Raw genomic sequence first — 20,605 nt, forward strand, 5'->3', positions numbered from 1 at the left:
AAAAATCAGGATTGCCGACCAGATGGAGATGGCGATTTCGGCGCAGATACGGCGCTAATGGAAACGCGTGGGCAGCCGATAATCGCCTTCCATGCCGACAATCCAAGACGTCCATCAAAGCGTTTATTGGCCGCGCGCCTCTGTATCATGCGCCCTAATCGCATCGACCCGCGCCGCGCAGACCTTGAACGCCGCGATGTAAATACCGCGGCTTTCGATCACCGACGCGATCGTCTCCTGCGGCACGTCCTGCACCGTGCAGCGCGCCATCAGCCCGGCCGGGATGCCCTGATAGGCAGGCAGCGGCGCAGAGGCGATCTCACCTCTGCTGTTCGAGCAGGCGCCTAAGGTCAGCAGGCAGGCGGCGAGCCATGAGTTCGCGAACTTCCGCATTGCTTGTCTCCAGGTCTTTGAGCTGCGCGGCGGCAGCAGTGTTCTGTGCCTCGATCAGGGCGAGCTTGTCCTCCAGCAGCAAGACGTTGCGCTGCTCCAGGTCGCGAAGGCGGTTCTGCTCGGCGGCGTGTGCGGCCCAGCCTTTGTTCGCGGACACCAGCCCGTCGATCTGGACCTCCTTCGCGGCGATCTGATCGTTCTGGCGCTGGATGTGCAGATAACCGGCAATGGTGGCGCCGATTCCGCAGACGGCCAGCACACCCACCATGGCGAACAGTTCGGACTTGAACGGTGCGATCAGACTGAGCAGCCACCTCATGGCCGGTCCTCCTCTTGAGCTTTTGCGGCCGCGACCCTTTTGTCGGTATTGGCGCGCAGTTTGACCCCCAGCTTTTCGTAGACGATGCGCTCAATCATACGGATGGTGACGTTTGCCCCGAGCCATCCGAACAAGCCGACGATGGGCCCGGTCCAAAGCGGATCGAGATTCATCGCGAGGCACAGGAGCATGACGAGGAAACCGACGAAGCCGGACGACACCGCCTCGGTCGTCGCCCGCAGCCAGTTCATCTCGTTGCCCTTGTCGTGCTCGCGCATGGCATAGCCGAGCAGGCCGCCGACTGCCGCCAGCAGGGTATAGCCCGCCGCGCTGAGCCAGTCGGAGAGGGAGAAGTGTTCCATGTGCCTCGCTTACGTCATGCAATCGTCAGGAACTGATCGTTCACCCAGGCATCGCGGCCTTGGTAGACGAAGCGCACCCAATCGCCGGTATCTTCCAGCACTGTGATCGCGGTGCCGCGCGACAGGCCGCCCAGCTTCGTTGCAGAGGCCGAGGGCTTGGCGCGGACATTGAGGCCCGAGCCGGCGTTCACCACGCGCACGTCGGCCGCCGCGACTGGCACCGGCTGCTTGACGACGATCGGCGCGGCGCTCTGGTACAGAGCAGCCTCGTCGGCCCGCCGCGACTTGAGCCCGTTCATCGCCTTGCCATCGTTGTAGATCCACTTGCCGAACTGGCCCGCCGCATCATCGAACCGGCCCGCCTTGTGGAGCTTGCCCAGCGTGGACGAGGCGATGGCGCCGGTGTTGTAGTGGAACGATACCAGCGCGTCGAACTGCGCCTGGCTGGTGGGGGTGTCACCGATGAACTTCGACACCATCGCCGCGTACTTCACCAGGTCCTGCTCGAAACGTGCATCGGCCTGTGCCTGCGTCCAGACCACTCCCTTCGCGATGCCGGGGCCGGTGGCGCCGTAGCCAATGGTCCACGGCTTGCCATCCTTGCTGCCGGGGTCGGGGTAGGCGGCCAGCTCGCAGCCTTCCCACTTATGCATCAAGGCGATGCCGGACGTGCCGACTTTGGTGGGGTTCATTATGGAGTCCCATTCGTGGCCTGCAACACGGCTTCGGCAGCAGGAACGATGTCGGTTGCGTCCATCAGTCGGCCCAATGGTCGGGGGTGGCGAAAGTCATTAGGAGCTCGCGGTTTCTTGCGCCGCGACCAGCGCCTCGATGCGCGAGATTTCGCCATCAACCAGGTTGCGCGTACCGGTCACCACGCTGATCACGTTCATGGCCTGCTGATAGGCTACGCTTTGCGTGAAAAGGCTGGGCAGCAGCGCTTCCAGGTCGGCCGCCAGCGTGGCGACCTTGCCGGTGGCGAGGACGGACTTTACCGACTTGGAACCGTCGAGCGAGGCGATGTCGCGCTCACGCTTCAGGTCGGCGATCTGGGCGTCGATATCGGAGATAGTACGTTCGGTCATGGTCAGGCTCCTTCGGTGGTAGAGGGAATAGCGACGGGCGCGGGATCAACGCCGTCCATTTCGTCGAGGGTATCGGCGACGTTGATCGTCATCGGCTTGCCGAACAGATCGACGAACAGCTTGGCCCGGATGCCAGCAGGATCGTCGATCACTTCGCGACGGCCGGTGATGCGCGAACGCGCGCAGAACAGCTTGCCCTCGGCCATGACCGGGGCGGCTTCACCATCGGCCGGCGGCACCGGCTCGACGATGCGAAGCTCGATCGCGTTCACCATCGCCATGCCGTCGACCGCGGCTTTCTTGACGAAGCCGTACTGGTCGGAGAGCTGGTCGACTAGCGGGCCCGCGCCAGCGTCGAAGATGATCGAGCACGGGTTCGCGCCATCGCACGGTTTCATCACGGCGATGATGCAGGCAGCAGGGATCTCCAACCGCTCACCAGCGGCTGTTTTCAGATGCAACATAGAGGCTCCTTTGAGAGCAGGGTGTCAGGGAAAAGAGACGGGGATTACCGCCGTCAGTAGTTGGTCACGTCGAGGATCGCCCAGGAATACTGGGTCATCCTTCTGTCGTATGCAGCAGGAGGCGGAGGTCCCGGAGGCACGGGAATGAACGTGCTGTTATAGTAGGTCTGGATGCTCTGTGAGGAGACGGCACCGCCGGAAATGCTGACCCCGAAAGCCCAGGAGGCCATACCATCGGTGTAGCCCTGTTGAGTACCGCCTTGCTGGATGATCGTGCGGGTCTGCCGCCCGGTCATGTTCCCCATCACGACAGCGTAAGCCTTGCCTGCCGGCAGACTGACGCCGGGGCCGGTGGAGGCTGTAGCATCAAGATCACCCCTCAACGTCGTCACGATCCGGGCATAACGATGCCGGCTATCGTATTTGACGACACCGCCACGCTTGATCCGCGTGCCCCAGCCTGGGCCCAGGGCCGGCGGGTCGCCAAATTCGTAGCAGGTGATGCTGGCCGATCCGCCTGCGGTATTCGTGCGAAGATTGAATATCCATGCGTTTGCGGCGTCGTCCCTTCTTACATAGTTCACGAACGTCGGACTGGCGCACGCGATGGCTATCACCGGCATATTCGCGCCGTAATAAGTCCACTCTGTGGTTCCAGTCGTTGTCTGGGTGGCTTTCGACCGCATGGCCATGTTCGCATACAGATCGTCGATCTGGACCGAGCCCGTCGCTCTGTTCTTTAGCCTCGCGCCAAACCTCGCCATCAGCGCACCCAGTAGGTGATGATGCAGGGAATCCATGTCCCTGCCGTTTGATAGGTCCACGTCAGCACGTTGCCGGAGACGCTAACGCTGGGCGCCGCGAAGCCGGAGCTGGGCGGTACGTTGATGATGGTGATCTGCCACTCGACCGCGCCGGATAAAAGGCCGTCGTCGGTGACGGAGCCGTTTGCCCCGTTGGTACTCACCCTGCCGATGATCCGGCCCATGTTGGTGAACGGGTCGATCTCCGTCACGCCGTTGCGCTTTACGCGCATTCCCCACTCGCCGGCCATTACGCGAGATACCCTAGCTCAATCGTGACGCCGGCAGCGTCGTCACCGATGGTCTGTGTCGGTCGCCCCGCACCGTCAAAGGTGACCTGCCAGTATCCGCCCAAGCCGGATGGTGTGACCATGCGCACCTTGTCCATCCGCAGGGTCATGTCCGCCCGGCTTCCATTGTTGTTCAGCTTCACACCGCTCACGTAGCCGTTGACGTCCAACTCCACGCCCCACTGGCCCATCAGGGTCGAGACGTTGTTCTGCACGGTGGTGATCGCGGTCTGCTGCGTCGTGATCGTCACGCCCTGAGTGCCGACCGTGTTCGAAAGCGAGGCGTACTGCGTGTTGAGCGCGGAGAGCGCCTGGAACTGCTGGACCACGCTCGCTTCGGCCGAAAACGGGGTTGCCACGCCGCCGCGCTCGAACTTGACCTGCCGGATGTGAAAGTTGCTGACCGTACCGCTCTGCTTGAACCAAACAGCATAGATACGCGCCGTCGCGGTGCTCGCAGGCGCGAGCAAGCTGACCTTCAGTTGCTCCCGGCCAGCGCCCGTCGCGTCGAAGCTCACGCCGCTGGGCCGCGGGGTGCCGTTGCTGAACCCCACCTGATTGCCTGCGGCATTTAAGTACTCAATTTGCAGGTAGTGCACTCCGGTGCCACCGGTGATGATCTGCCCCATGTCAGCAGACAGAGTGTAAATGGCCCCACCGCTCGCCGGCATTTCCCGGTACAGGATCCTGTTCCCGCCATCCGCCAACGCGGTGTTGCTGGAGACATAGGCACCCCACCCGTCCGCAAGAGGGCCCGGTCCAAATGTACCGTTGGAGGTCCAGCCTGCGATGCCGTTCTCGAACCCACCGTTCTCGGCAAGGTTCGGGTTGCTTGCGGTAACCCGAGTGGTGAGCGTGGCGGCCTGACTTTGCAGGGTCGAGATGGCTTGCTGGGCCTGCGTGATCGAAGACCCTTGTGCAGAAACCGTGCTCGAAAGGCCCGCGATATTCTGGTTCGCGCTGGTGATCGCCGTGGCGTTCTGCCCGACACTCGCATTGGCGGTAGCAAGATCAATGCTGAACTGCGCGATCTGGCCCGCGTGGCTGGACGATGCCGACTGCAACGACGTGATCGAAGATCCCTGCGCCGACACCGTGCTCGACAGCGAAGCTAGGTTGCCCTGCAAGCCGGTAATGGCCGTCGCGTTCTGGGCGACAGTGGCGCCTTGCGTGCTGACCATGTTCGACAGCGAGGCGTACTGAGTGTCCAGGGTAGACAGCGCCTGGAACGACTGCACAACCGTCGCTTCCTGAGAGTAGGGTGTGGCCACCGTTCCACGCTCCAGCTTGATCTGGCGGGCATGGAAGTTTTGAGTGGTGCCGCTTTGCTTGAGCCAAATCGCATAGATGCGCAGCTTCGCAGTGCTGGCGGGAGCGATCAGGCTGACCTTCAGCTGCTCGCGGCTTGCGCCGGTGGCATCGAAGCTGACACCACTTCCACGAGACGGTCCATTCGCGGCGGGACCGATTGGGTTCCCGGCGCCGTCAAGCGGCTCGATCACGAAGTAGTGCACTCCGGTGCCGCCAGTGATGATCTGCCCCAGGTCGCCAGTGAGTGTATAAGCGATACCGGCCAGCGCCGGGACCTCCCGATACAAGATGACCGATGTGCCGTTCGTGACGGCCGAGCTCGTGACGACGTAAGGCCCCCAGCCATCCGTCACCGGGCCGGGGTAGAAGGTGGTGTTGGATGACCAGCCTGCCGTTCCGTTCTCGAACCCCGGCGTCAGATTCGGGTTACCTGCCGTGACTTTGCTGGTCAGCGTGGCGATGTTCTGGCTCGCGGCCGTTACCGCCGTGGCGTTCTGGCTGATGCTGGCGTTGGCGGTCGCCAGATCGGTGCGCAGCTGCGCGATGTCCCCGGCGGCAGTAGAAGATGCTGATTGCAACGACGTTATGGACGAGCCCTGCGACGAAACCGTGCCCGACAGACTGGCAAGGTTGCCCTGCGCGGTGCTGATCGCCTGCGCATTCTGGGTGATCGAACTTTCCGTAGTGCCGACGCGTGCGCCCAGGCTCGCGAGGCCTTCGTTCGCCGTGCTGACGGCGCTGGCGTTCAAGCTGATATTGGCGTTTGCCGTCGAAAGGTCCGTCTTCAGCGTGACGATATCGCCTGTCGCTGTCGACACTGCCTGTGCCAGCGACGAAATCGACGAACCCTGCGCGCTCACGGTGCTTTCCAGCGTCGCCGTTCGTCCGGTCACACCTGTGATCGCTGTCGCGTTCTGGCTGATCGACGCGCCCTGAGTGCCGACGGTGGTGCCCAACTGGGCTACCTGCGTGTCGAGCATCGTTAATGCCTGGAACGACTGCACAACCGTCGCTTCCTGGGTGAACGGCGTCGGAATGGTGCCCCGTTCCAACTTCATCTGCCGAACGTGACAGTTGTTTGCAGTGCCACTTTGCTTGAACCACACCGCGTAGACGCGCAGCTTCGTAGTCCCGGCGGGAGCGATCAGGCTGACCTTCAGCTGCTCGCGGCTTGCGCCCGTGAAATCGAAGCTGACACTGCTCTGGCGAGCAGGGCCGTTCGCAGGCGGGCCAGCCTGATCGCCCGCGGCATTCAGAGGCTCGATCACAAAATAGTGTGACCCGGCACCGGCGGTGATGATCTGCCCCAGATCGCCGGTCAGCGTGTATGCGGCGCCGGCCAACGCAGGTACTTCTCGATAAAGGACGATCTCGGCCCCGTCAGCTATGACCGAGTTGGACACAAGGTACGGTCCCCATCCGTCCGACGTTGGGCCGGGGTAGAAGGCGGCGTTTGCAGACCATCCGGCAGCACCGCCTTCGAACCCGCCGTAGGGCAAGATGTTCGGGTTGCCGGCAGTCACCTTCAGGGTAAGGGCAGCGATATCGCCAGCCTGGGTGGACGACGCCGTTTGCAGCGAAGTGATTGACGCGCCTTGCGTGCCGACCGTATTCGACAGCGAGGCAATGTCACCGGACGCGGTGGACACAGCTTGTGCCAGTGATGAAATCGACGAACCCTGCGAAACCACAACCTGAGAGATTGAGGCGATGTCGCCCTGCGCCGTCGAGATCGCCGTAGCGTTCTGGGAAATCGACGCGCCCTGCGTCGATACCGTGCTCTCCACCGTTGCAAGGCGGCCAGTGTGGTTGCTGACCGTCTGCGACAGGCTGGTGATCGAGGCGTCTTGGTCGCCCAGCGCCTGCTCGACAGTCGTGATCCGGCCGCCGGTCGCGATGATGTCGGCCTGCGCCTGCTGGATGGAGGCGCCCTGCGCTGCAAGGTCGGACTGGGCCTGGGTTACGGTAGCCTGCAGCGCGGTCGCGTCCTGCTGAATCTGCGCGGCTGTCTGCTCCAGGCCGGCGATGTCGCCTTCCAGTGCAGCCTTCGTCGCCGCCGCGTCCTGCTGTATCTGCGCGGCCGTGCCCTGGAGCGCGGTGACCTCCGCCTGCACCACGGCGGTGGCTGCCGCCGCATCGGTCCTGATCTGATCCGCCTCCGCGCCCAGCGCCGCGATGTCCTGCTCGAACCCGGCCCGGACGGAGTCGGCATCGGCCTGAATTTGCGTGATGGTGCTCTGCGCGGCGGCGATGGCCGTCTCAGCGGCGGCAATGTCGAGGTCGAGCTGGGCGAGATCCTGATCTATGCCGCCCAACTGATCTTCAATAATCGTGATCTTGCCTTGGCCGGTGACCACGTTGGCGAAGATCGTGAAGCTGCCCAGGATGCTCTCGACACGGTAGCCGATCCGCACGTCATAAGCGGTCGTGCTTTCGAGCGGCGCGATCACATGACTGACGGGGTCGACCGCAGACAGGATAGCAGAACTGGTCCACTCCTCGGTGCCGGACAGGCGATAGTCGATCACCACCGCATCGGCTGATGGCAATTCGCTCTCGCCAACCACCAGCAGCGCGGGGAAGCCTTCACCCGAAGTCGCCCCGGAGACCGACCAGCTCGTTTCGACCGGCGCGGCGGGTTTCAGGTCGGGCGCGGACAGCTGGAATGGCGCCGGCGGCGTGGTGGACTGCCCGAGAGCATAGGCGTGCTTCGAGTAGGTTTCCGTCTCGGCCGAGAACGACACCTTGCCGGTGGCGGGGTCGATCGCGCGCCGGTTGATGAGCACAGGCTGATTGATCAGGCCTTCTTCGGGGACGTTGAGGTAGATCACGTCGCCGGTCTTGAGGCCGATCCATTCCGGCCCGGTCGTCCACGTGAAAGGCCCGGCCTCCCGGCTGTCGACGATCGCATAGGCGGCGAGCTGGCCCGGCTGCGCGGCGTTGGCGCCGGAGAATACCTGCACCAGCGGGAAGTCGATTTCCTTGTTGCGCTGGCCCTTGTCGGCAGTGACATAGGCGGGCTCGGTCACCGCCGTGCCGCTGATCACCGCCCAGTCGCTATCCTCGTCGACATAGCGCGGGATGACGGTGTTGAACCGGTCGCGGCGGCTTTTCGTCGCGGCGATCGAGAGGCTGTCCAGCAGATGCCGGCTCTCGATGGTGGCGATGGCGGTGCGCGGCGCCGAGACGAGGCAGCCGATCATCGCTCCGGTCTGCGTCGGGCGCGCGCCGCCGGCCTGCAGGATGCGCTTCAGCGTGTCCCACTTGCTGTCCGTGGTCCATTCGACGCCGCCGACCTTCCAGACGTTGGCCTCGCACACGTTGGCGCACTCGACGAACTCGGCCACGCGAATGTTCGCCACCGGCGCGCCGATACCGCAGGTGCGCTTGCCGTTCTGCCAGCGGCCCAGCGCCCAGGTGAGTGCGTGCAGGCCGGGATTGTCCGACCAGACGTAGGTGGTTTCGTCCAGCGCGCGGCAGGGGCCGGAGCCGCCGGGATAGGTGCTGTCGAGGCGCGGGTCGTAGACTTTGACCCACTTGCCGATCCACGCAGGTTCCGGTGCGCCGGCGCCATACATCTCGCCCTGTTTGTTGTAGCGCAGGCACCACATGGCATGAGTGATGCCGGAAAGGCGGTGCGGAGCGGTCCAGCCCGGGGCGGTTCCTCCCTCCAGGTTAAGGGCAATAGCGCTAGCTTGTGAGCCGCCTAGATGGATTTTTTGACCCATGTAGTTTCGGAAGTTGCCAATGGCCTCGCCGCTACCATCGAAGGTCACCACTTCGTTGTCGGCGGTGAATTTCTCGATGCCTTCGATCTGCCCGCCGATGCTGAGCAGCGCGCCGAACCACAGTAGATCGTTGAACTTGGTGTAGCCCGGCCGGGTGTTGGTGTCTGCGAACATGCGCAGGCCCGACATGCGGGTCCGGCCCATGGCATACGGCAGGCCGCTTTGCGGGTTGGTCTGGAAAGTGGTCGCGCTGCCTTGCGTGGACATGCCGGGGGCGGTCGCGCCAGCTACGGCGGAGAGAACGCCCGCCGCAAGCCCGCCATAGGCACCGATGGTGCCGAGGGTGGCGGCGGAAACACCCGCTATACCGCCCGCACTGGCGGCGGTCGTGCCAACCGCGGCAACTGCCGGTGCGGCGAGTCCCGCCGTGGTTGCGACCAGCGCGACGGCGGCGACGACCATGCCCACGGTGCGGAAAGCCTTGGCCATTACAGGACGCTCCAGGCGCGGACGATGCTGGTGGGCATGAACGTCACCAGCCCAGGGTGATCTTCATGGAAGCAGAACAGGTTGCCGTTGCCGGCGTAGAGGCCGATGGCACCGGGGCCTTCCCCCTCGATCTCGGCAATATCGCCCAGCAGCATTCGCGACGGCGCGATCTGGGCCAGGCCCAGGCCATCCGCCATGTCCGCAAGCGAGGCGTACCCGAGGCGCTGAAGTGCGCGCGTGGCGCCCAGCATGGACGAGTAGGACCCGGCCTTGCTGATCGCGATCTTGTAGCCGAGCTGCTTGAGGTGGAACGCGGCGACCCGTGCGCAGTCCACCTTCCCCCAGGCGAACGGCTTGTCACGGTACTTGGCCATGGTCGCCTCGATCGCGGCGTGGCGGCGCTCCAGCGGTGTCATCAGGAAGCAGCCCTTGATCGGTCGAACACAGCAGCCAGGGCGCCGCTCTTTGCAGTGCTACCCTTCGGCGGCTTGACGCCCCAGTAGAGGTTTACGTCGGTGCCGGTCATGAACTCCAGCCCCAGCTCGCCGGGCCAGATCGACTGATGCCAGCCATTGGAGGCGCGCTGGCCTTCCTCGACCTCGAACAGCCGCTCGAACACGCTCACAGCGCTCAACTCCAGCGTCCGAAGCCCACTCTGGTCGATGCTGATCGTGGGCACGTCGATCTCGCCCAGAAACAGCGTCTCGGGCGTGCCGATGGCGATCCCCGAGATTGGATCGACGGCTCCAGCCATCAGGTGGATGACGCAGCCCTGCATGGCTGGATTGGAAAGCGCCGCCGCGGCGCTCACGTCAGGCGGATTGAGAGTGATGGTGATCTCAGGCGCGCTGTCGCCGATCTCTTCCGCCAGTTCGGAAATGTCCGAAATCGTGCCGAACGTCGGGTCCAGGCCGATATACGTCTCGCCGTTCACTACCACGACGCCAGACCCGTCCAGCAGGCGCAGCGTGTATCCGGGTAGTTCGATCTTGAGTGCGCCGAACAGCAACACCGATGGCAGGCCAAGGGCGGCTCTAAGTGCGGGGTCCATCAGGCGGCCTCCATCACGGAGAACGAGAACTCGCGGGCGTTGTCGAGCCCGATTTGCCACGAAAGCTCATCGCCCGGCGAGACGAGGCCTTCGATCATGGGCCGGGCGATTTCCAGCACATCGTTGACCGACAGCGGGGTGCGCAACAGGGGGAAGATCGACGCGGTGAGGTCGCCGCTGCTGTTCGCCGCGCCATCGGCGGTGAACATGTAGATGTAGCGCCGGCCCGAATGGATCAGGCTGAAGAACTGGCCTTCCTTGACAGTGTAGCCCGCAATCAGGCCCTTGATCGGTATCGACGTGCCACTGGTGACCGCAGCGCTCACGAGGGGGGCGCCGGGAGTGCCGGGATCGAAGTCGAGCAGGGGCCATGGCAGGATCACCGAGGATTGCCGGCCTTGGAGAAGGCGCGACAGGTAGATCATGCCGCCATCCTCGATGTCGAGGCCGGGCATCTCAAGGCGCAGGCCAAACCGGGTGCCGAGCCGGTTGACGCGCTGCTCCGGGCCACCGAGGAATGGCGTCAGTATCCCGCCGAAGTCCCGCAGCAGGACTGTGTAGTCGGTGGGCATCGGGCAGGTGGGCAGGGCGATAGGCATCGGCGGGAGCGTGCCTCGCCGCCACGCTTTGGTTTACCGCCATCAGCGGCCCGGGATGCGGCGGCGGGCCGCGCGGGCCGCGTCCTTACCTGCCCCGGTCTGGGCTTGCACACCGGATGCCATCGCTATCGGCGCGGCAACGGCAGCAGCGCCTTGCTTTACCTTGGCGTCGAAATAATCGTTTGCCTGCACCTGGACGACCACCGTTTGCTGGACAGCACGAGGGGAGGCGCCCGCAGCCGATACGCCCGTCATCGCCGCTGCGGCGCGTCCGTTCGCCATGGCGGCGAGGTTCTGCACACCCAGGCGCTTCACCGCGTTCGCCGGGATGACGTACTCGCCCTTGTGGACGATCCCCGCAGGCTCGTTCACTGGGCCGTCGCCGGTGTAGCCGCCCGAAGCGAAGCCGAGAGCGCCGCCGCGCGTGACAGTAATTTGCGAGGCCGAGGAAGCCGCAGCACCGCCACCAACTCCCAGCAACCCGCCAATCCCTCCCAGGATGCCGCCAAGGCCGCCGCCACCCGAACCACCGAAGATCGCCTGCTTGATCTGCAGTTTGATCAGGTCGGCGATGATCTGATTGATCACCTGACCCGCGATGCCGCCCATCTTGATGAATTCAGCGCTGGCGTCGGCTATGCCATCAGCCAGATTGTCTACCGCATCGAGTTCAATGCTCTCGATCGCGTCGTTCATGTTTGCAGCGGTCTCGCGGACTTGCTGGCGCCGCTGTTCTAGGGGGGAGGCGGCAGCGCGGTTGGTGCTTTCCGTTTCCGCCGATTGGCGCCGGCGCAAGTTCGCCAAGGCCTCATCCAGATCTGCAATCTCGCCATTGGCAGCTGCGCGGCGGATTGCAGCCTCCTCCTCCTTGTAAGCAAGATCGAGGATGCGCAATTCAACGTCACGGCGGGCCTCGCGCGAATCAAGCAGCTGTGCCTCGACCTGCAAGGTGCTGGCCTCATCACGGGAGCGTGCTGCTTCCTGGGCTGCCTTGACCTCGGTAGCGCGGCGCTTAACCAGCTCGTTGCGCAGGCCGGCGAGCTCGCTGTCGACCAGGATGCGGCGGTCAGCCTCCTCCCGGCCCAGTTTGCCGAGCTTCACCTGAGTTTCGATGTCGTCGACCTGCTGCTTGCGTTCGCTCTCGATTGCGTCGAGCTGGAATCGCAGCACGTCCTCAGTCGCAGTGGCCAAGGCAGACTTCGCCGCATTGATGTCGTCCTGCAGCTGGGCAGAATCGCGGGCGCTGGTGGCGTCATCGCGGATCGCGCGTAGGCGTTCTTGTTCTGCCTTGCGGGCTTCGGTGGCGGCTTTGTTGGCTGCGCTCGCGCCGCCGGTCTTTTTGCCAGAGGCTGCTGGCTGCGCGCGAGGGGTAAGCGCGGCAATACCAGCTTGGCGTGCCTGATTAGCTAATTCGAACGCGGATCGAGTGGGAGCGAGCGTTAGTCCGTTCTCGCGGCGCAAACGCAGGTCTGCAGCATCCCTGTCGCGACGATAGCGCCCTTGAAAGTCGCTGCCGTCGATGTCGAACTGCGTTCCGTTCAGTTTTTGGCCGAGGTAAGACTTGTTGGCCAGCCAGTTGGTGACAGAGTCGATCTGTCCCAACGACTTATCGACGTCCCGGCCAAGATCGACCTTCGCCGACTGGCCATTCACATATTCGAAGAAGCGCCTGGCCTCGTCAAATATCGGGCCGAACGCACCTACAAGGCCCTCGATGCTGGCGCGGACAGCGATGCCCATATCAACGGCATCCTGCTCCAGCTCCTTGAAGCCATCGCTGCCGTCTGTGATGAAGTTGGCAAGCGCGGTCGAGAACTGGCCGCCGCGATCGAAGGCCCCGAACGTGATGATCGCCGCGTTCTCAACCTGCGTCATAGCGTCCCCGAAGGTCACCGGAAGTTCACGGAACTCGCTGTCGATGCCTTCGGTGAATTTCTTGTTGGTCAGCGCGTTGAGCAGCTTGTCGGAGGTGAGTTCGCCAGCTTCGCCAAGTGCCTTGATCTCGCCCTTGCTCTTGCCCATGCTGTCGGTGAGCAATGTGGCGAGGCGAGGTGCCGCCTCCAGTACGCTGTTCAGTTCGTCGCCGCGCAGGGCGCCTGACGCTAAGGCTTGACCGAATTGCAGGGTGGCGGATGCTGCTTGGTTTGCATCGGCGCCGCTGATCTTGAGCGTTTTCGAGAAGGTTTCAGTCGCCCGAGCGACATCATTCTGGGTCGCGCCCAGGTCTTTGCCGGCCCTTGCGAAGTTGCCGTAAAGCGCGGTCGTTTCAGTCAGGCCAGAGCGGGTGTCGGCGGCGATCCGCCGGGCGTCCTCCTGGGCTTTGGCGAAAGTGCCGAACCCCGCCGTCGCAAGCCGAAGCTGAGCGTCGATCGTCTTGGATGCGTCGGCCAGCTGCAGGAACTCGCCGACCAGCGCCGCCGCAGAGACGCCAGCGAACAGCCCGCTCAACGTGCTGGCGAACTTGCGCACTCGGCTTTCGATACCACCAAGCTGCCGGTCGGTGTCACGGCCGGCGCGGCGCATCTCGCGTTCGAGGGAATCGACGCGCCCAAGAACTTCGATGATGACCTGTTCGGAAACTGCCATGGTTTAACGCTCCTGCGCGGCGCGACGAACGCCTCGCTTCACTGCTCGATTGACAAGTTTTTCAACTTCGGCGCGTTTCGCGTTGGCGGCAGGCGCCATGAACGGCCTGGCAGCAACTTTGCTGGTCCCAAACTCAAGCGCCGCCGAGTATTCCGCGTTCGACGAAACTTCGACTTTGAAGCGCCCTTTGTGGATGTTGTAGATATGCCCAGCCAAGCCGCCCGTGTCGTTGTTCGGGGGTGAACCCGGGGCGGAAGGTGTGTGGTTGGCGCCACTGACGGCGCCCGACGTGATTGAGATTTGAGCCTCGACTTTGATCGCGTCCCCGCCTGCGAATAAAGCTTGGTCGACTTCGCGCGCCGTCTCAGCGGTCATACGGCCCAACAACGACGAAATGGATCTACGCCGTGCCATGGACGCCCTCCGCATTCGGGCGCAGGACAAGTGCACACACGATATCGAGGGCGGGCCCGGAGCCGACTTCCTTTTCCAAACCCCGGAAGGTTGCGCCGATATGGGTTTTGGAGCGGCGGAAGCGGCGGTAAACCGCTTCACGGTCGCTAGGATTGATGGCGACGTGTTTGTCGCTGACGCGCTCGACGTTGCGAGCTGACGCCATTGTGGTGGTCGCTGCGGCAAAGCGGCTCAACGTGGCGGGATCGACCTCGGGCATTGCAGCAGGCTATGCGCTGGCGCTATGCAGCCTTACCGTTGTCGGTGGGGTGGTACGATGAAGCGTTGTCCAAAATGCGCAGAGAAAATCCAGGACAAAGCCTCTGTGTGTCGTTTCTGCGGGGTCGATCAACCAGCGCTACCGAAGGGCGACAACAAAGCGCTTTATGTAGTGTGCACGGTCATCGTCGTGCTTCTGTTTGTTGCCAGTCAAGGCAGGGAAAAAACTGCTGCAGGGTCAGGAATCGACGCACAGGTGCCCGCCGACCCCCACGGCGGATGCCTCCTTCGTGGCATTGGGGGGCAGTCCCTGAACTTCGCCGGGTTGGTCGAAAACCGCCTTCGTAACCCCAGCAGTTTCGAACACGTTGCCACCGTAGCGGGGCCAGTAGTCGATGGGGTTTTTCCGGTGACCATGAAATATCGGGCCACGAACGGTTTCGGCGCGATCGATACCTATGTCGCCATTGGCGAGGTGCGCGTCGAAGGATGTGGGGCGAGGGTTATCACGACGGAATGAGGGCGGCACCGCAGAGCCGCCCATCGACTCCCCCGATCCTCCCGCGCCATAGTGCGGCGCGAATCGAGGGGGTGATATGGCTGATGATCCGGTGCCGCAGCGCATTGAAATACCAAAGCGCGCGAAGCAGAGGCGGTTCGAGCAGTTCGAACGAATGGGCGAGGCTCGCGTGCGAGAGTTAATCCTGATCGGGCGTTATACCGGTCAGACCTTGGAGTGGGCGCGGGAATGGCTCTCGCGCTTTGATAACGCCTCCCGTGAAGAGCGTATGGAGGCTTCCAATCGGGAAAGCAGCCAAACCGCTCGCAGCGCAAAAAATGCGGCGTGGGCAGCGGCAATCGCAGCGGTGATGGCGGTGATAGTTCCGATAGTCATGCCGTTCATCTTTCGATATTTTGGGATCAAACCCTAACTGGCCCTGTGAGTGTCCATGAACCGTCGAAGCCTGTCAGGATCGACCGACCCATTGCCCGATCCCTCAGACTGATGCGCCTCGTTGTGGGCCTCCAGGGCCTCAAGGTACTCGCCCAGCGACAGATCCCGGTAATCCAGGCCCATGCCGCCGCAATTCGCAATCACTTGGCCCCGGCGAAACGGCGTTGGCGCTTCGGCTTTACGGGGTCGGCTTTTTTTTTGAGCGAAACGCCCTTGATCGTGGCGTGAAGGATATCCCACGCCAGCAGCGCGCATCCTTCGAAGTTGCGCAGCAGGTTTTCGTTGACCAGGCGGGCGGCCAGCTTGGTGTCGACCTCAAACTGGTCGCCATCCTTCTCGCCTGAGTTCCCGCCGATCAGCGCTCGCTCGATGATGTTGTGCAGGTCGCCAGCGAATATGCTGCCACCGGGCACGCGCACCAGACTGCCGTCCGGGTCAACCGCGATGCCGGCAGATAGCTCGTCGTAGAGCTGGAACATCGAGACGGGATATTCGCGGTTACGCAAGGCCGGGGTGACCGGCCCCTTTTCTACCGCCAGCACTGCTGGAAGCGGGAGGTAGAAGGTGAACCGGCCGCCGGCGAAATCCCGCTCGATAGCCGTGTCCATCAGGCAGCAGCTACCCAGACCAATTCACCTTCACCTTCAAGGGTGATGTCGGCCGTGCCTCCAGTGTCACCCTCGACCGCGAAAGCCTGGTTGCGCGCGGTCATCATGGCGATGCCGCTGTAGGTGCCCATCAGTTCGCCCGCGTCGGTGTCATCGTCTCGGTACAACTCGATATCGTATTCCTTCTTCACGCCGAACGCGTTGGAATAGGCCGTCTCGATATCGATGTTGTCTTCGCCAGACCCGCTGACGTTCCAAGAATTGCCGTTGTTGCGGATCTTGCGGGTGCCGGGGCGATTAGGCTTGGCGCAGTCGCGGCGGTAGCGCTCGCTCATGTTGACGCTGCGGTTGATCGTCACGTTCTCGATGCCGCATAGGAGCGTCATCACGACGGGCGGGCCGTCTGCGGTCTTGATCTTGAGTAGGGCGAAATCGGCGCTATTCGGCTCGGACACGGGCAATTCTCCAGCAAGTTTGCCAGAGACTAAGGCCCGTCAGTCTTCTGCTTTACCGCCCTCTATGGCGTGGAAGCGATTGCGCCTGCGCTCGGCTTCCCATTCTGCTTTTGGTGGCTCCTGGGCCATGATAATCATTGCGCGCATGACGCGGGCGGCAACCTCGTCGCCATCCTCTTCAAGATCTCGGCGGCGGCCATAACGTCGTTGATGGGGATCATGTTGGACCGGATCATCTGCGTGAGCAGCGCAGTCACAACCCGTTCGGAAACCGGCACTTCATCGTCATCCATTCCGGTGACGTATCAGCCTTGGTAGGCCCGCGCAACGATGGCCGCGATGCCGTGGTATGCGTCAGCTTCCGCGCCGTCCTGCATCAGATCGGCGGACGAGACGATGAAGCGGTAGCGTCGGCCAGCGACCTCGTAGGCATGGCTGTGGATCGCTTCGACCACCGCGTCATTGAGGCGGCCGGCGTGATCCTTTGCAGTTTCAATGATCTGCGAGGACGAATTGAAGCGCGGCTTGGCGAATGAGTGCAAGCGAAACCTCACCTCCGACCGGGCGGTACATCCTCGGCCGCGCGGGATTGCTTGGGATGCGTCGAGCCGGACGAAGGGCCACACTGGCGCGCCCTGCGCATCAAAGCCCGCAGTTTTTGGCTGGGGGTCGATCGAAGTCTTCGGGAGAATGGCGATAAGCGGTGCATAGGCCTTCAACGTGATGATGGCGGCGCGTTCAGTCTCGCGGATCAGGACGGATGCCATTACCCCTGCCTCCCACGCAGTTCGAACCCGGCGGCGCCTGTGTCTCGGTCCACGCTCTCGATGCCCCAGAGCCCGGCGAACGGTCCCTGCAGTAGCTCGATGCGATCCTCGGTGGAGATTTCGCCGGTGAGCGTATCTGCCAGCACGATGATGCGGCGGTCCTTCTCGATGAATCCCTCGGCCTGGCGCATCGACAGCGTGGCGGCATCGACCTGGGCCATGCAGTCTCGACGCGTTGGTTCGCCGCTGCCGGGAATGATCGACCCGCCGTCGTCGTATTCGATCTCGCCTTGAGTGATGATCTGCGCGGGCCAGTACGGTCCGCCGAATACCGCTGAGAATGCGAGGCCGATGTCGGCGAAGGCTGCATCGAGCATCAGCAGGGCGTCCCGGTAAAGCCCATAAGCACCGGCCCACTAAACAGGCGGCTCTGGATAGCCTGAAACTCGACGCCGTATGGGGTAGATCCGTACCCACCCTTGGCGCGCTGGGCGACGACGCTTTCGGCGATCGAGGCAGAAAATGTGCCCGATTTGAAACTGGTCGCCCCGGTCGCCAGGAGCATCGCGCTACCAGCAGCGCCGCCGATTCCTTGCGACGCCAGATAGTGCGCCGTGAGGAACTCGGTCGCGTCCTGCTGCTCGTCGCCGTAGTTCTCGCCGACCTTCGCCTCTGCCTTCGTGGCCCAGGCGGCATAGGGCGCTTCGGTGAGCGTGGAGAAGGCAGGGAACAGGGCTTGGAAATCGGCTAGGGGGAGGCGGGTGTAGGGCAAGGATAGGTCCTTACGAAAAGTGCCGCCACCCTGGTGAGTAGCGGCCCGTATGCGTGACGAAGGCGGGAAGGTTAGAACTTCGGTTCGTTCGCCAGTTCGATGGCGGCGAGGATGTCGTCCTTCTTGGTCGCTTCGCCCAGGTCGATGCCGTTCGTCTCGGCAAAGGTCTTGAGCTCCGCCACCGTCATCTTGGTGATGTCCGGCGCATCCATTTCCTCGTAGCCCTCACCGTCGAGCAGTTCGGCTTTCAGCCCCTCGACTTCGCCGATCGGCTGCGAAACGTGGACGGTGGCCGTATCGCCCGGCGCGACGAGCTTCACGCCATCCGGGGTCTGGAAGGCCTTCGTGCGGAAGTCGTTGTTGGTGACCTTGTACTTCATGGCTTACGTCCTCGTGCCGGTGCGGAGAAGGTCGGGGCGCTGGTTGAAGTACAGCGGGTAGCTGTACAGTTCGCCACGGGTCCAAGCTGCGCGCTGCAGATCAGGGATGTTCAGGGCGTACACGTCCTGGCCGGGGGTGTTGACGTAGGGGCCGAACTCAGCCGGTGCCATCGCCTTCTTGAACACGTCCTGCGCGCCCACGGGGAAGAAGATGGCGTTGTCCACGCCCACCGCGACGGTCGAATTGTCGTCGGTGCCCTGGTAGTTATGCCAGGTGATGCCGCCATATTCGAAATCACCGAAGCTGTTGTTGCCGCGCAGATCGGCGGCAGCGGACCAGTTCAGATAGGTGGTGCGGACCTGCGGGTGGTTGATCAGCGCGTCATAGAAGGCATCGCCGACCAGTGCGTGAACCTTCGTTGCCGGGGTCCATGCGCCCTTGGAGGTGCGCTTCATCGAGCGGATCACCTGCGCGCACTTGCCGCGAACGTCGGTGGTGTCGACGTTCAGTGCGAAGCTGATGGCGTCGGGCGCGGTCACGCCGAACGCGGTGAAGTAGTTGTAGATCACCGTCGTGCCATCGGCATCGAGAAGGAGGCCCTGCAGCGCGCCCAGACGATGGAACTCGTGGGTCAGTTCCATGTCGTTGCGGACGCGCGAGAGGCGGCGCAGGTACTCAGTCTGGACCGACTGCAGTTCGCTCTGCGACCCGAAGGCGCGGATGCCTTGCACCTCTTCGGCGTAGATCGTGAAGCCCTTTGCAAGACGCGTGGTCTTGAGGGGCACTGCGTCACGCTGATCGCGCACCAGTTCGGCAGGCGGTGCGCCGACCGGCGACGAGGGGATGAGCGCCAGCGTCGAGCCGCGACGATCGACCCAGATGTCCCGCGTGGTCACGGCCATCGAGTCGAACAGGCCGAGCTGCCCCAGAAGCTGCGGAACGTAGTCCATCTTGTCGACCGCGCCGGTGAGCGAGGTCATCGAGAAGGCCGACGAGTTGAAGATATCCATTCCAGCCATTGTCGGGCCCCTTATCGAACGATGATGCCGAGCGCCGCGAGTGCAGCGTTGGCGGTTGCAATGGCTGCGGCGTCTGCGCCGGCAGAGTAGGTGAGGTTCGCGCCCACGACCTGGGCGTCACGCGAAACGATGGTGCGCTTGGCGGTGCCGATGACGCCTTCGAACAGAATGCCCGCGACGGTCTGCGAGCCGTCCGAGGCGCCGGGCGCGTGCCGCACGAAATTGCCGCCAGCGGTGATCTTGCCAAGCAGCGTGCCGGCGACAAGGCCGGGTGCAGCACCGCCGGCGACGGTCACCTGGTCGCGCGAACGGTACATGCCCTGCGCTTCCGAGATCAGGAAGCCGGCGGTGTGAATGCCTTCGGTCAGAATGGCCATGTCTTAGGCTCCCTTCTTCACGGCCACGCCGGCCGACTGGAATACGTTGTCGTTCCACGCGGATGCGCCGTCCGAGACGTTGATAGGCGAACCGATCGGCTGCACCGCCTGGTCGTCGACCTTCATGTCCCGGGTCAGCGAGTCGAACGCGATCTGGACGTGATCACCGGCGTAAGTGTTGCCCGGCATCATCTTGTCTACGACCGCCTTGATGATGGTGGCCTCGTCCATGGCGTCGGTGACGGGGATGCCGGCCGACTTGCCCTTGGCGACGACGACCGCGAACTGGCGGGCAGCATCGCGCAGCTGGGCCGGGGTCGGCTTGGCCGCTTCCAGCGCCTGCTTGTCGGCGGTCAGCTTGGCGATCTCCGCATCCTTCGCGACGATGGTCGCGGCGTCGGTGACGGACTGCGCCTGTGCGGTGGTGAGGCTCGCGGTGGCAGTGTCGCGGGCGGCGATAAGGGTGGCGATCGTCCGTTCGGCGATCTCTGGGTTGGCGATATCGACGGAATACCCGTCAACCGTCAGCAGCTTAGGCACGGGCATCTCCTGAGTAAGGGAATCGAGGATGTTGGAGGGGAGGGCGTCACAGACGGCGAAACCGTCCTTGATGGCGCATTCGGAACCAGCGCGGCCGCGATCGACCAGCGCAACATGGTTTCCGGCGATGGAAGTCTGGCGCGCCTGGCACTTGGTGCCGTCCGCTGCGGTGAAATCGCCGAACTCAAGGTCAGCGCTGTAGCCGTTGCTTAGTTCGCGCTTGCCTGCGTCCACTTTGGCGATGGCGCTGGCGTCGGTCAGGAGGAGGTCGAAGGCGAGATAATCACCGTCGCGCATCGCGCCCATGACGGTCCCGCGCGCGTGATCGCGCCAGTTGGCGGTGGTGACCGGGGCGGCAGGGTGGTCGTCGGTGACCGGCTTACCGATGAAGGAGCGGACTGCCTTTTCGTCGAAGACGGTGCGGTCGTCGCGGAGCACGTTGACCAGCGCAGTGTCGCGCAGCCCGTGCTTGTTGTCGGGGTCTACCTCGGAGCCGCCGTACTGGTAGACGCCGATGCGCGCCGCCCGTGCGCGGACAGCCATCGCGCCGCCCTCAATGCGGCGGGGTGCGTCTAGCGT

The 20,605-nt window shown here is 63.5% G+C and carries 27 protein-coding genes; 2 read left to right on the forward strand and 25 right to left on the reverse strand.

Annotated elements, in window-relative coordinates:
- Positions 1 to 123: 123 nt before the first annotated feature.
- The 15 genes from lysC to V474_RS25425 all read right to left on the reverse strand — a co-directional run bounded on the left by lysC (position 124) and on the right by V474_RS25425 (position 14,153).
- Positions 124 to 393: an Rz1-like lysis system protein LysC gene (gene lysC, locus V474_RS25420; RefSeq protein WP_148649255.1), complete on the reverse strand. Its 270-nt coding sequence runs from the start codon at positions 391 to 393 to the stop codon at positions 124 to 126.
- Complete coding sequence (locus V474_RS02090; protein ID WP_059149892.1) at positions 320 to 712, reverse strand: hypothetical protein; 393 nt, start codon at positions 710 to 712, stop codon at positions 320 to 322. Before V474_RS02090 ends, lysC begins: the two co-directional genes overlap by 74 nt.
- Positions 709 to 1,074 (reverse strand): phage holin family protein, encoded by a 366-nt coding sequence (locus V474_RS02095; protein WP_059149893.1) that lies wholly within the window; start codon positions 1,072 to 1,074, stop codon positions 709 to 711. The genes V474_RS02090 and V474_RS02095 overlap by 4 nt, the downstream gene beginning before the upstream one ends.
- A 14-nt stretch (positions 1,075 to 1,088) precedes the next feature.
- Entirely contained in the window at positions 1,089 to 1,766 is a 678-nt protein-coding gene (locus tag V474_RS02100; protein WP_082699562.1) for a glycoside hydrolase family protein, read from the reverse strand.
- Between the two features lie 99 nt (positions 1,767 to 1,865).
- On the reverse strand, positions 1,866 to 2,159 hold the full coding sequence (locus tag V474_RS02105) for a hypothetical protein (protein WP_059149894.1): 294 nt from the start codon (positions 2,157 to 2,159) through the stop codon (positions 1,866 to 1,868).
- A 2-nt stretch (positions 2,160 to 2,161) separates the two neighbouring features.
- Positions 2,162 to 2,623, reverse strand: coding sequence for a hypothetical protein (locus V474_RS02110; protein WP_148649256.1), 462 nt, complete (start codon positions 2,621 to 2,623; stop codon positions 2,162 to 2,164).
- 53 nt (positions 2,624 to 2,676) lie between these two features.
- Positions 2,677 to 3,423 (reverse strand): hypothetical protein, encoded by a 747-nt coding sequence (locus tag V474_RS02115; RefSeq protein WP_201785981.1) that lies wholly within the window; start codon positions 3,421 to 3,423, stop codon positions 2,677 to 2,679.
- Entirely contained in the window at positions 3,387 to 3,677 is a 291-nt protein-coding gene (locus V474_RS02120) for a hypothetical protein (RefSeq protein ID WP_059149897.1), read from the reverse strand. Before V474_RS02120 ends, V474_RS02115 begins: the two co-directional genes overlap by 37 nt.
- The gene (locus tag V474_RS02125; RefSeq protein WP_059149898.1) at positions 3,677 to 9,244 is read right to left on the reverse strand and encodes a hypothetical protein; all 5,568 of its coding nucleotides are present in this window, start codon (positions 9,242 to 9,244) and stop codon (positions 3,677 to 3,679) included. The genes V474_RS02120 and V474_RS02125 overlap by 1 nt, the downstream gene beginning before the upstream one ends.
- Positions 9,244 to 9,660: a DUF6950 family protein gene (locus tag V474_RS02130; RefSeq protein WP_059149899.1), complete on the reverse strand. Its 417-nt coding sequence runs from the start codon at positions 9,658 to 9,660 to the stop codon at positions 9,244 to 9,246. The genes V474_RS02125 and V474_RS02130 overlap by 1 nt, the downstream gene beginning before the upstream one ends.
- A complete protein-coding gene (locus V474_RS02135) occupies positions 9,660 to 10,295 on the reverse strand; it encodes a hypothetical protein (protein WP_059149900.1) in 636 nt (211 codons plus the stop codon). The genes V474_RS02130 and V474_RS02135 overlap by 1 nt, the downstream gene beginning before the upstream one ends.
- Positions 10,295 to 10,894: a hypothetical protein gene (locus tag V474_RS02140; RefSeq protein ID WP_059149901.1), complete on the reverse strand. Its 600-nt coding sequence runs from the start codon at positions 10,892 to 10,894 to the stop codon at positions 10,295 to 10,297. The genes V474_RS02135 and V474_RS02140 overlap by 1 nt, the downstream gene beginning before the upstream one ends.
- A gap of 42 nt (positions 10,895 to 10,936) precedes the next feature.
- Positions 10,937 to 13,417 (reverse strand): tape measure protein, encoded by a 2,481-nt coding sequence (locus V474_RS02145; RefSeq protein WP_169794989.1) that lies wholly within the window; start codon positions 13,415 to 13,417, stop codon positions 10,937 to 10,939.
- A gap of 66 nt (positions 13,418 to 13,483) precedes the next feature.
- Positions 13,484 to 13,855: an HK97-gp10 family putative phage morphogenesis protein gene (locus V474_RS02150; RefSeq protein WP_201785983.1), complete on the reverse strand. Its 372-nt coding sequence runs from the start codon at positions 13,853 to 13,855 to the stop codon at positions 13,484 to 13,486.
- Positions 13,856 to 13,880: 25 nt separating this feature from the next.
- Positions 13,881 to 14,153 (reverse strand): hypothetical protein, encoded by a 273-nt coding sequence (locus V474_RS25425; protein ID WP_148649257.1) that lies wholly within the window; start codon positions 14,151 to 14,153, stop codon positions 13,881 to 13,883.
- A gap of 57 nt (positions 14,154 to 14,210) precedes the next feature.
- Between V474_RS25425 and V474_RS25430 the strand changes: the two genes are divergently transcribed.
- A complete protein-coding gene (locus V474_RS25430; protein ID WP_148649258.1) occupies positions 14,211 to 14,672 on the forward strand; it encodes a zinc ribbon domain-containing protein in 462 nt (153 codons plus the stop codon).
- Between the two features lie 76 nt (positions 14,673 to 14,748).
- Entirely contained in the window at positions 14,749 to 15,084 is a 336-nt protein-coding gene (locus V474_RS02165; RefSeq protein ID WP_059149906.1) for a hypothetical protein, read from the forward strand.
- A 163-nt stretch (positions 15,085 to 15,247) separates the two neighbouring features.
- On the opposite strand, the gene V474_RS02170 is transcribed toward V474_RS02165, so the two are convergent.
- The 10 genes from V474_RS02170 to V474_RS02210 all read right to left on the reverse strand — a co-directional run bounded on the left by V474_RS02170 (position 15,248) and on the right by V474_RS02210 (position 20,569).
- Positions 15,248 to 15,715: a hypothetical protein gene (locus tag V474_RS02170; protein ID WP_059149907.1), complete on the reverse strand. Its 468-nt coding sequence runs from the start codon at positions 15,713 to 15,715 to the stop codon at positions 15,248 to 15,250.
- A complete protein-coding gene (locus V474_RS02175; RefSeq protein ID WP_059149908.1) occupies positions 15,715 to 16,170 on the reverse strand; it encodes a phage tail protein in 456 nt (151 codons plus the stop codon). Before V474_RS02175 ends, V474_RS02170 begins: the two co-directional genes overlap by 1 nt.
- Positions 16,171 to 16,304: 134 nt before the next feature.
- On the reverse strand, positions 16,305 to 16,463 hold the full coding sequence (locus tag V474_RS26030) for a hypothetical protein (protein ID WP_169794990.1): 159 nt from the start codon (positions 16,461 to 16,463) through the stop codon (positions 16,305 to 16,307).
- Positions 16,464 to 16,475: 12 nt separating this feature from the next.
- A complete protein-coding gene (gp17, locus tag V474_RS02180) occupies positions 16,476 to 16,937 on the reverse strand; it encodes a tail completion protein gp17 (protein ID WP_059149909.1) in 462 nt (153 codons plus the stop codon).
- The gene (locus tag V474_RS02185; RefSeq protein ID WP_059149910.1) at positions 16,937 to 17,314 is read right to left on the reverse strand and encodes a hypothetical protein; all 378 of its coding nucleotides are present in this window, start codon (positions 17,312 to 17,314) and stop codon (positions 16,937 to 16,939) included. The genes gp17 and V474_RS02185 overlap by 1 nt, the downstream gene beginning before the upstream one ends.
- Complete coding sequence (locus V474_RS02190) at positions 17,314 to 17,709, reverse strand: DUF4054 domain-containing protein (RefSeq protein WP_059149911.1); 396 nt, start codon at positions 17,707 to 17,709, stop codon at positions 17,314 to 17,316. The genes V474_RS02185 and V474_RS02190 overlap by 1 nt, the downstream gene beginning before the upstream one ends.
- 71 nt (positions 17,710 to 17,780) lie before the next feature.
- Positions 17,781 to 18,089, reverse strand: a complete 309-nt coding sequence (locus V474_RS02195) for a hypothetical protein (protein ID WP_059149912.1) — start codon at positions 18,087 to 18,089, stop codon at positions 17,781 to 17,783.
- A gap of 3 nt (positions 18,090 to 18,092) precedes the next feature.
- Positions 18,093 to 19,109: a major capsid protein gene (locus tag V474_RS02200; protein WP_059149913.1), complete on the reverse strand. Its 1,017-nt coding sequence runs from the start codon at positions 19,107 to 19,109 to the stop codon at positions 18,093 to 18,095.
- 11 nt (positions 19,110 to 19,120) lie between these two features.
- On the reverse strand, positions 19,121 to 19,486 hold the full coding sequence (locus V474_RS02205; RefSeq protein WP_059149914.1) for a head decoration protein: 366 nt from the start codon (positions 19,484 to 19,486) through the stop codon (positions 19,121 to 19,123).
- A gap of 3 nt (positions 19,487 to 19,489) precedes the next feature.
- Positions 19,490 to 20,569 (reverse strand): DUF2213 domain-containing protein, encoded by a 1,080-nt coding sequence (locus V474_RS02210; protein WP_059149915.1) that lies wholly within the window; start codon positions 20,567 to 20,569, stop codon positions 19,490 to 19,492.
- Positions 20,570 to 20,605 lie beyond the last annotated feature (36 nt).

Origin of the sequence: Novosphingobium barchaimii LL02, from assembly GCF_001046635.1 — a bacterium.
GTDB lineage: Bacteria > Pseudomonadota > Alphaproteobacteria > Sphingomonadales > Sphingomonadaceae > Novosphingobium > Novosphingobium barchaimii.

What these genes read in the sequence shown, in the direction of transcription:
- V474_RS02200 (WP_059149913.1), bottom strand. Translation starts at nt 19,109, where the DNA reads ATGGCTGGAATGGATATCTTCAACTCGTCGGCCTTCTCGATGACCTCG.
- V474_RS02185 (WP_059149910.1), bottom strand. Translation starts at nt 17,314, where the DNA reads ATGCTCGATGCAGCCTTCGCCGACATCGGCCTCGCATTCTCAGCGGTA.
- V474_RS25425 (WP_148649257.1), bottom strand. Translation starts at nt 14,153, where the DNA reads ATGCCCGAGGTCGATCCCGCCACGTTGAGCCGCTTTGCCGCAGCGACC.
- V474_RS02095 (WP_059149893.1), bottom strand. Translation starts at nt 1,074, where the DNA reads ATGGAACACTTCTCCCTCTCCGACTGGCTCAGCGCGGCGGGCTATACC.
- V474_RS02110 (WP_148649256.1), bottom strand. Translation starts at nt 2,623, where the DNA reads ATGTTGCATCTGAAAACAGCCGCTGGTGAGCGGTTGGAGATCCCTGCT.
- V474_RS25430 (WP_148649258.1), top strand. Translation starts at nt 14,211, where the DNA reads ATGAAGCGTTGTCCAAAATGCGCAGAGAAAATCCAGGACAAAGCCTCT.
- V474_RS02195 (WP_059149912.1), bottom strand. Translation starts at nt 18,089, where the DNA reads ATGAAGTACAAGGTCACCAACAACGACTTCCGCACGAAGGCCTTCCAG.
- V474_RS02105 (WP_059149894.1), bottom strand. Translation starts at nt 2,159, where the DNA reads ATGACCGAACGTACTATCTCCGATATCGACGCCCAGATCGCCGACCTG.
- V474_RS02210 (WP_059149915.1), bottom strand. Translation starts at nt 20,569, where the DNA reads ATGGCTGTCCGCGCACGGGCGGCGCGCATCGGCGTCTACCAGTACGGC.
- lysC (WP_148649255.1), bottom strand. Translation starts at nt 393, where the DNA reads ATGCGGAAGTTCGCGAACTCATGGCTCGCCGCCTGCCTGCTGACCTTA.
- V474_RS02130 (WP_059149899.1), bottom strand. Translation starts at nt 9,660, where the DNA reads ATGACACCGCTGGAGCGCCGCCACGCCGCGATCGAGGCGACCATGGCC.
- V474_RS02135 (WP_059149900.1), bottom strand. Translation starts at nt 10,295, where the DNA reads ATGGACCCCGCACTTAGAGCCGCCCTTGGCCTGCCATCGGTGTTGCTG.
- V474_RS02170 (WP_059149907.1), bottom strand. Translation starts at nt 15,715, where the DNA reads ATGGACACGGCTATCGAGCGGGATTTCGCCGGCGGCCGGTTCACCTTC.
- V474_RS02120 (WP_059149897.1), bottom strand. Translation starts at nt 3,677, where the DNA reads ATGGCCGGCGAGTGGGGAATGCGCGTAAAGCGCAACGGCGTGACGGAG.
- V474_RS02165 (WP_059149906.1), top strand. Translation starts at nt 14,749, where the DNA reads ATGGCTGATGATCCGGTGCCGCAGCGCATTGAAATACCAAAGCGCGCG.
- V474_RS02205 (WP_059149914.1), bottom strand. Translation starts at nt 19,486, where the DNA reads ATGGCCATTCTGACCGAAGGCATTCACACCGCCGGCTTCCTGATCTCG.
- V474_RS02145 (WP_169794989.1), bottom strand. Translation starts at nt 13,417, where the DNA reads ATGCGCCGCGCCGGCCGTGACACCGACCGGCAGCTTGGTGGTATCGAA.
- V474_RS02140 (WP_059149901.1), bottom strand. Translation starts at nt 10,894, where the DNA reads ATGCCTATCGCCCTGCCCACCTGCCCGATGCCCACCGACTACACAGTC.
- V474_RS26030 (WP_169794990.1), bottom strand. Translation starts at nt 16,463, where the DNA reads ATGGATGACGATGAAGTGCCGGTTTCCGAACGGGTTGTGACTGCGCTG.
- gp17 (WP_059149909.1), bottom strand. Translation starts at nt 16,937, where the DNA reads ATGGCATCCGTCCTGATCCGCGAGACTGAACGCGCCGCCATCATCACG.
- V474_RS02125 (WP_059149898.1), bottom strand. Translation starts at nt 9,244, where the DNA reads ATGGCCAAGGCTTTCCGCACCGTGGGCATGGTCGTCGCCGCCGTCGCG.
- V474_RS02100 (WP_082699562.1), bottom strand. Translation starts at nt 1,766, where the DNA reads ATGAACCCCACCAAAGTCGGCACGTCCGGCATCGCCTTGATGCATAAG.
- V474_RS02115 (WP_201785981.1), bottom strand. Translation starts at nt 3,423, where the DNA reads ATGGATTCCCTGCATCATCACCTACTGGGTGCGCTGATGGCGAGGTTT.
- V474_RS02090 (WP_059149892.1), bottom strand. Translation starts at nt 712, where the DNA reads ATGAGGTGGCTGCTCAGTCTGATCGCACCGTTCAAGTCCGAACTGTTC.
- V474_RS02150 (WP_201785983.1), bottom strand. Translation starts at nt 13,855, where the DNA reads ATGACCGCTGAGACGGCGCGCGAAGTCGACCAAGCTTTATTCGCAGGC.